This window comes from Oligoflexia bacterium (assembly GCA_034439615.1).
Lineage (GTDB): Bacteria > Bdellovibrionota > Bdellovibrionia > JABDDW01 > JABDDW01 > JAWXAT01.
In genome coordinates, this window is record JAWXAT010000036.1 from 142013 (window position 1) to 149956 (window position 7944).

General features: G+C 39.0%; 8 protein-coding genes. 3 read left to right on the forward strand and 5 right to left on the reverse strand.

The window, feature by feature from the left end:
* The first annotated feature begins 35 nt into the window (after positions 1-35).
* Complete coding sequence (locus SGI74_09600) at positions 36-722, forward strand: hypothetical protein (protein ID MDZ4677749.1); 687 nt, start codon at positions 36-38, stop codon at positions 720-722.
* 127 nt (positions 723-849) lie between these two features.
* Positions 850-1971, forward strand: a complete 1122-nt coding sequence (locus SGI74_09605) for a THUMP domain-containing protein (GenBank protein ID MDZ4677750.1) — start codon at positions 850-852, stop codon at positions 1969-1971.
* Between the two features lie 9 nt (positions 1972-1980).
* On the opposite strand, the gene SGI74_09610 is transcribed toward SGI74_09605, so the two are convergent.
* The 3 genes from SGI74_09610 to SGI74_09620 all read right to left on the reverse strand — a co-directional run bounded on the left by SGI74_09610 (position 1981) and on the right by SGI74_09620 (position 5088).
* Positions 1981-2574, reverse strand: a complete 594-nt coding sequence (locus SGI74_09610; protein MDZ4677751.1) for a hypothetical protein — start codon at positions 2572-2574, stop codon at positions 1981-1983.
* A gap of 133 nt (positions 2575-2707) precedes the next feature.
* On the reverse strand, positions 2708-3934 hold the full coding sequence (locus tag SGI74_09615; protein MDZ4677752.1) for a hypothetical protein: 1227 nt from the start codon (positions 3932-3934) through the stop codon (positions 2708-2710).
* Positions 3935-3945: 11 nt separating this feature from the next.
* A complete protein-coding gene (locus SGI74_09620) occupies positions 3946-5088 on the reverse strand; it encodes a hypothetical protein (protein MDZ4677753.1) in 1143 nt (380 codons plus the stop codon).
* A gap of 311 nt (positions 5089-5399) precedes the next feature.
* Here SGI74_09620 and SGI74_09625 point away from each other — a divergent pair, with 311 nt between their 5' ends.
* Complete coding sequence (locus SGI74_09625; GenBank protein MDZ4677754.1) at positions 5400-5645, forward strand: hypothetical protein; 246 nt, start codon at positions 5400-5402, stop codon at positions 5643-5645.
* Between the two features lie 28 nt (positions 5646-5673).
* On the opposite strand, the gene SGI74_09630 is transcribed toward SGI74_09625, so the two are convergent.
* Both SGI74_09630 and SGI74_09635 read right to left on the reverse strand, forming a co-directional pair.
* Complete coding sequence (locus SGI74_09630; GenBank protein ID MDZ4677755.1) at positions 5674-7356, reverse strand: S8 family peptidase; 1683 nt, start codon at positions 7354-7356, stop codon at positions 5674-5676.
* 154 nt (positions 7357-7510) lie between these two features.
* Complete coding sequence (locus tag SGI74_09635) at positions 7511-7825, reverse strand: hypothetical protein (protein ID MDZ4677756.1); 315 nt, start codon at positions 7823-7825, stop codon at positions 7511-7513.
* Positions 7826-7944: the final 119 nt, after the last annotated feature.

Consider the following 7944-nt stretch of genomic DNA (forward strand, 5'->3'; position numbering starts at 1 on the left):
AAAATTGCAGTAATTCATAACCACAGGAGGGGCCAATGAATCTATTTTCTAAAGGAGCATTTCTTGCTCTCGCATTAACTGTTTCAATCAACGCTCAAGCGAACACATTAACCGGAGATCAAATTAAAGAATTATCTTTTGATCCACCAACGATCACAGAAGTTGAACCCATGCAAATTCCAAGTATTTACGTTATGAAAAGCGTACAGACTGAAGGCGAAGGTGATGGAATCAATATTGGTGATATCGTAAATGCAGGCAAATTTATTTGGGAGATCATCAAAGCGGGTCAACCCGTTGCCAACATGACCTCTGATGTTGCTCACGCACTTCCTCGCGGAAGCGAAGGTTGGCAATCTCTATCTGCTTGGTCATTGCCCCAAGCAAAAGCTTACAATGTTGTGTACAAAAACAAATTTGGTAAAGAAGTTGTAAACTTCACATATCAAGTTTTTTATACTTTCAACGGTGGCGTTCGTGGTGCTGGAAAATTCTTAGCCAACATCACAGCAATTCCCACTCATATTAAAGTTGCAAGCTGGGGCTATAGCTTAAATGCTTCAGCTCAAGTTCGTAATGCAACAAACATCGGCACAGATGACCATCCAGTTGCTTTATTGCCATTGGTTGTAAGCTGGCGCCTCAACACTATGATACAAGCCGAAGTGAATACTAAGAGCTACACCATTCAAGGTGATGGCGTTTACTTAGAACAGAAATAAACTGGCAAAATCATAGCGTTTAAAAGAGCCGATCTCGAGAACCGAGATCGGTTTTTCTTTGGAAATAAATACAATACTCCCACCTCGCCTATCTTTTTAACTGTGAGTTTGTTAAGTTGTTTTTGTTATGCCGAAGTTTTTTGCTACCACACCTCGAGGACTTGAACTAGTTCTCGAAAAAGAACTCCACGATCTGGGAATTACCAAAACAAAATTAGGGATTGCCGGCGTTGAATTTCACACCAATTGGGCTGGCTGCTATAAAGCTAACTTAGAAGTTACATCTGCTAGTCGAATTCTTTATCCTGTTTTAGATTTCCCCGCTTACGAACCCGATCAGATTTATCATAATGTTTTAAAACACGATTGGACCAAATACATTACTGTTGATCAAACACTGGCCATGGATTCTTCCGTTCGCGACAGTGGCATTCGTGATTTACGCATCGTCGCACTTAAAGCCAAAGACGCCGTTGTTGATCAGTTTGTCAAAAAATATGGTTCACGCCCGAATGTCGATGCAGAGAATCCAGATATGCAAGTTTCATTACGTCTTGTAAAAAACTTATGCACAGTTTCACTAGACACCTCTGGCGGATCACTTCATTACCGCGGGTATCGCGACCGAGGTGCACCAGCACCACTAAAAGAAAATCTCGCTGCAGCTTTAATTAAAATGACTGGTTGGGATCAAAGTAGTCCTTTGATGGATCCTATGTGCGGCTCAGGAACTTTTTGTATTGAGGCAGCACTGATGGGTTTGAAAATTCCACCAGGAAGCTTTCGAACGCGTTTTGGATTTCAACGATGGCTAACCTTTCAAACTGACGCGTTTAAGTTGTTACGCGATGAAATTGGTCAAAGAGTTTTAGATGACGTGCCGTTTAGAGTATACGGATCTGATTGCGATATGCGTGCTGTCGCAGCCGCTCGAGCCAATACTGAAAACGCTGGCACTGAAGTGGTAACTATTTTTAGAAGACAAGATATTACAGAATTCATTCCCGCACCAACACCTGGGGTTCTCATCACTAATCCACCCTACGGTGAAAGACTCGGTGAGAGCCAAGATCTCGTTGATCTGTACTCAAAACTGGGGCACCAACTTAAAACACACTTTCAAGGTTGGAAAGCTTTTGTTCTCACCGGCAACCCAACACTTGCCAAAGCCATAGGCTTAGAACCAAAAAGATCAACACGCGTATATAATGGCGCAATCGAATGTCAGTTTTTAAAATTTGAACCTTGATCGAAAATATTATTTCTGTTTTTGGTTCGGGTCCCTGCTGGGCAAATCTTGTTTTGAGAAAATTCGATGAGTTTCTGAGGTCCTCTGTAAAATACTAAAACTTATAATATTATAACGCTTCATGTGTTGCACATTTCCATCTATTTCAAGAATGGTTGTATCACCCATCGTAGTTTCACCACGATAAACACCTGTGTAAGAATTATTTTTTGAATTTAACTGAACAGACATGCCTGGCTGTAAAAAATCTGCTTTAGATAAAATAATGTTTCCCAATTCTGACATTGTTGTTTTTCCAGTTGCTGGGTCAATTGCAATTCGTATGGTATCTCGCAAAGTAATTGTAGCATCATCTTCAGTGACAAAAATCCCCTGATAAATGCGATTGTTTTTAATTGATCGCATTGCTCGAGAATCAACTTGCAATGTAGACCCAGGGTCCAATTTCTCATGGTTTTCAGGTGCAGGAATAACGTCTTCAAGCCCACCCATTTTATCGACACAAGATGGCTTAACTTGACGCACATCTGTCATGGCTGAGGCAAATCCGCTAATCAAAACAAGCTTTGAAATTAGAATTGAAACAAGAATATTTCTGTTCATACATTATCTAAAAAGCAAATGATGTGCCGATAATTATAGAGGTTTAATCAAGACCTATTGTATCTGGTAATTGCACTTGAAGAAATTGCTAGAGAGTGCGTAAAAAATCGTCACTCTCTAGATCTCAAAAATGTCAGTTTACTGGGCAAGTGCGACTGGAAATTTTCGCCAATCGTTTATTAAACACTCGTATCCATACATCAACATTGCCATTAAATGGGGACACATGAATTCTTGCACCTTCGAAAAGATCGCGAATCTGTTGAGGCTTAAGGCTACTCAATAGGCGTGCTGCTAGTTTTCTGCCTTCCTCGCCAACTTCAATGTCTTTCCAACTTTCAGTCATGTTGCCTTTCATCTGAAGCATGCATGCACCAGTTTCAGACCAAATAGAGTGTTCTTCCCACCCCACCACATCAAGTTTAGAAAAACCTTTATGCATACCACGTGAACTACTGCCAAAAGTTGTTCCTGCATCGCTAATAAAGGCCACAGGATTTTTACAATAGCCATCATCCCGAATAGTCGAATCAGTACAAGTTAGCATTTGATTATCGTCTTTATTGTCAGCGTGGTTTAAAAAAACCGATACAATACGAAATGCATCCAATTCTGCTTTTGAGGCTCCCCCGCGAGATGCATCGATATTTGCTAATTCCGTATAACCCCAGCCGTCCTTTTTAGGGCTAATCATACGCTTACCTGGTAAGCGTCGCTCAATAGTTGCATATTGAAAATCGGTATACTTATCAAAACTTAAAAATTTACTATGATCTTTTGAATAACGACATCCAGGAGCATTGTTCAATTGAAATTGACAATGATCATCTTTGATTTGTTTTATCGGGCTATAAAATTTTGTATTCGCACTGTAGGGGTCTTTGGGACAACCAAAACAACGAATTGTTTTAACAATAAAGATACTATCAGTACCAAAACCTAGTGCGCTTAATAGTCGAGTAGCCATTGGTTCAGCACCTACTTCTGCGGTGGATTTTTTCTCTCTGTGATATTTAACTTTTATGACTTCGCCATTTGGTATTGCGCAAAGAAATTTTGGTGTTGCACCTGAGTATCGCTCATTGCTCACCCACTTACATGTAATCTCTGAATCATTTGTGAATTCATTTGGAGAGCCTTGTGTAACCCTCAAATTAACTGCACCAATTGGAGCTGGTTCACTCCAAACTTTAGCGCGAGTAAAAGCTTCGGCACGAAACTCTTCTTCACGGCCAGTTGGTAAAACCATTTTATCGTTTGGCCTACCAGACTGGTAAGTAGCTTGTGGTAATTGAGGTAACAATTGGGCAGATGCAAAAAAGCTTGTGAATGTAGTTACTACAATAATTAATAATTTCATCCCTTATCTGATTACCGCTGACAACTTGCTGATGAAATTACATCGCGTTTTGCTTTAAAAACCCTTAGCCATTCTTCAACATTATTATGAGCAGTGTTCTTAAATGGTAAGTTTGAGATATTAACTCCGTTAAAGAGATCTCGAATTTGACCATCAGAGAGGCTGTTAAGCAGTCTTGCCGCTAAATTACGCCCTTCTTCGCCAACAGTGACGTCTTTAAATGAGCCTGTTAAACTGTTTTTAAGATGAAGTGTGCAGGGACCGTCTTTAGACCACACCTGTGACTTTTCCCAGGCGGTAAGGTCAAATTTTGGATATGACATCGTTAAAAAGTTAAAACCGCCACCAAATGCGACACCAATATCAGCAACAAAAGCCACCGGAGCTTCGCATTCTTGACCATCCTTAATCTTCTTTAAGCAAACAAGTGAATGATTAGCGGCCTTATTATCAGAGTGAGTTAAAAAGGAAGCCATAATGCGAAATGCATCAACTTCAGCTACGGATGACCCAAGTTTGGGATCAATGCGATCGAGCTCATCCCAGCCCCAACCCTGATCTTCTTTGGATTCAATTTTTTTACCGGTTTTACGCTCTATTGCTACTTCGTAAAAATCATAAAATGGCTCATCAGAACGATAAACATACTGACCATTTTCTCGTATTCCATGAATCGCATAAAAATTATCGCGAACTTTTTTAATTTTATGTTGAGTAAGCAATGTTACAAAAACTGGATCTTTCGGACACCCAATACAACGAACTTTTTTAACAAGATACATTCTATCTGCTTCAAAACCCAGTGCACGCAATAGACGTGTACCCGCAGTTTCTGCATAAACTTCTGGGTTAAGGCCATTTTTTGTAGAATATTTTATTTTAAGTACGTCACCATTTTTTGTTTTACAGTAAAATTTTGCAGTTACACCAGAAACTTGCCTATAGGGCTGCCAATCACAAGTGATTTCATCATCAGCACGAAAACCATCATCACCTACCTCAGTTTTGCTTAAATCAGCTAGATGAATAGGAACTCGCGGTTCATTCCAAACTCGAGCACTTCGAAGGGCTTTTTCGCGTGCCTCAGGGGTTACTGTCGCAGCAGATGCAATTCCAGCAATGAGAAGTAAAAAAGAGAAAGCCATTAATTTCATAACTCAACCCCAGATAAAGGTTCACTTTGGACTGCTGGAAAACCCAGAATTTGAGTTCTTATAATAACGAATTTTAGAATTTAAACAAAGTACATTTCCCCTCGAAACATCTAGTGTTTTTACACACTCGTGTTTAAGAAATAGTCATACTGACTCACATATAAGCCTGAAACAATATTGCGCTCATCAAACCAACTTATTGATAATTATCAGAAGAAGATGTAATATAGCCGAACTAAACAAATAAAAAATCAACGTATCTGAACTAAAAAATTTGGAAATTTGATTTAAATATTTTTTCCGGAGTACTTATGAAAACGCAAACACGCGTTGAGCCTATTTCTTTGCCATTAATTTCGGTAAAGAAAAATTTTTGGCTGATATCAGGAAAACTGATTCCGCCATTACTTATGATTCCACGCAAAATGGATCGCTTAAGCAAATTTGCTTATTCATTAATGCGCCCAGTTTCATCTCAACGTAAAATTGGACCACATATGAAATCATTAACCGAAAGTGCGTGGCGCAATAAATACGAGCAATACAGACAAAATTAATTTGTCTGTATTGCAGTTTTTAATTTTTCTATTGTCTTGAAGCTGCGAGTTTTAAGGCCTCAAACGTATCTACAATTCCACCTGTTTCACTTAACTTTCGAAATAAAACCTTTAACGGTTCAGCAAGTGCTCCGGGAAGATTTACGATCAAATCAGGATACGTGCGAGCTGAATTTTTCAAAATAGCTTTTAACTCAAGTGCTGATAAATCAGGATATTGAGATAATACCAGAGCAGCAACGCCTGTCACACAAGGGGTTGCCATACTTGTCCCTGAGTAAGTCGCATAGAGCGAACCAACAACTGTTGATTTAAGATTCACACCAGGTGCAAAAATATCTACTGTACTTTGACCGTAATTCGTAAATACAGCTGGCAAATCCAGCCCTTTTTTCTCACTGTTAGCCCCTACATCTAAGAACGTAGAAATCTCTGCCCCAGATTGTGCCATAAACTTGTTTGGAAAATGAGGAAAGATATCTGTGTTCAAAGAACTATTCCCAGCAGCGTGAACAATTAAAACATTTTTTGCAGCTGCATAACGAAACGCTTCATCTACTTTTTCTTTATAAGGAGAATATGCTTTTCCAAAACTCATAGTTACAATGCGTGCGCCGTTATCAACAGCATATCGCACTGAATTGGCCACATCTTTGTCATACTCATCACCATTAGGCACGGCTCTAAGCACCATGATCTTAACATTTGTTGCGATGCCATTTATTCCAAGATTATTATTTCTAACTGCAGCAATGATTCCCGAGACGTGTGTGCCATGGTTAGCATCGCCAGCGAGTAAATCATTATTGCCATAGTTGCGATCATTAAAATCAGATGGGTCATCACCAATGATGACTTTTCGAGGGTCAAAATTTTCATTGTAGTAAACATTTAGTGCAGAATCAGCGCGAGCTATGAGTCGTAAAAGGCGCGCAACAGACACAACTTTTAATTTATCCATTGATGCCACAATTGCATCACGAGCAGCAATATCTCGAACTTCTACAACACTTAATTCTGACACTAATTTTAGTGTAAGATCTTTTAGCTCAACATTATTAAGAAGTGGCTTTAAAATTTCATAGCTAGCTTTTATAATTTTATATTCAGGCTCAAAGCGATCTTTACTTTCTTTAGCCACTTTTAGTTCTTCAGAAACTTCAGCGTCTAATTTCTGAAGATACTTAGTTTCAGATTCTGATAGTGTTAAACCTTGTGCTTCTCTTTGAGCTTTAAGTTTTTTCATGGCAACAAGTTCCCGTGTTACCTCAAGAGTTGTGTCGTCGATATTGATGGGTTTACGTGATTTGTCGTAACTTCCTAAGAAGTTCCATCCGTTCACATCATCAACAAAACCATTTTTGTCATCGTCAAGGCCGTTTCCCGGGACTTCATCTTCATTAACCCAAATTTGACCTTGAAGATCTTCGTGCTTCACATCAACACCACTGTCAATGACAGCAACGATGATAGGAGCGACGTCTGTTTTAAGATTAAAATCGACATAAGTACGATCGGCTTGTGTTCCTTCAACTAAATCTAAGTCTGGACTTTTAGTGAACCAATTCTCAACTTCACCTTCTTGGCCAAGCAAATCACCCTTGGCATTAATCGGAATATTTTCTTCTTTTTGTGTAGGACGATTTTTCGAACAACCAGCTGCCAAGATCGAGAGTACAAGCACGAGATGGATTAAGTTACTGTTTTTCATAAAGCCCCCCCCTTAGACAGAGATAGATATCCCGAAGATCCGCTTTTGGAAAGGTTATTAAGCTGGTGGCAAAATGTTATTTTGGATGCAAATTGTCACCACTGAGCAATAAGTCACATCAAAAGATTTTGAAGGGTTCAGATTCTTAGGTATTTTAATGCATGAATTCTAAAACAAAAAGAATCGATATTACCGTCATAGAAAAAAGACCACTGATAAACAATTTATCAGCAGTTGATTCGTAAAACGCTACTCGTTTCCCCATAGATCGCAGTGACAAATAAGAACAATTAGCTGCTAAAAAGAAAATTAGAATTGGAAACAACAAAAACTCATCCAAAACTGTGACTGAGCGTAATGTATCAACCTTAATAAAACTCATCAGCAAAAAACACAGACCCAACAAATTAGATGCCGTGGGTAAAATATGACCGGCAATTCTGTTTTTTGTAACTTGAACTTCACCCATTGTGTTTCTCCTCTAATTAGACAGCTTTAGCCAATAGTATTTCGTTTATGATGGTTTGATAGCCCACACCTCTTTTTTTAGCTTCTTTCTTAGCCCATTCTATGACTTTAGGGTGCAAT

What these genes read in the sequence shown, in the direction of transcription:
- SGI74_09605 (MDZ4677750.1), top strand. Translation starts at nt 850, where the DNA reads ATGCCGAAGTTTTTTGCTACCACACCTCGAGGACTTGAACTAGTTCTC.
- SGI74_09615 (MDZ4677752.1), bottom strand. Translation starts at nt 3,934, where the DNA reads ATGAAATTATTAATTATTGTAGTAACTACATTCACAAGCTTTTTTGCA.
- SGI74_09600 (MDZ4677749.1), top strand. Translation starts at nt 36, where the DNA reads ATGAATCTATTTTCTAAAGGAGCATTTCTTGCTCTCGCATTAACTGTT.
- SGI74_09635 (MDZ4677756.1), bottom strand. Translation starts at nt 7,825, where the DNA reads ATGGGTGAAGTTCAAGTTACAAAAAACAGAATTGCCGGTCATATTTTA.
- SGI74_09630 (MDZ4677755.1), bottom strand. Translation starts at nt 7,356, where the DNA reads ATGAAAAACAGTAACTTAATCCATCTCGTGCTTGTACTCTCGATCTTG.
- SGI74_09610 (MDZ4677751.1), bottom strand. Translation starts at nt 2,574, where the DNA reads ATGAACAGAAATATTCTTGTTTCAATTCTAATTTCAAAGCTTGTTTTG.
- SGI74_09620 (MDZ4677753.1), bottom strand. Translation starts at nt 5,088, where the DNA reads ATGAAATTAATGGCTTTCTCTTTTTTACTTCTCATTGCTGGAATTGCA.
- SGI74_09625 (MDZ4677754.1), top strand. Translation starts at nt 5,400, where the DNA reads ATGAAAACGCAAACACGCGTTGAGCCTATTTCTTTGCCATTAATTTCG.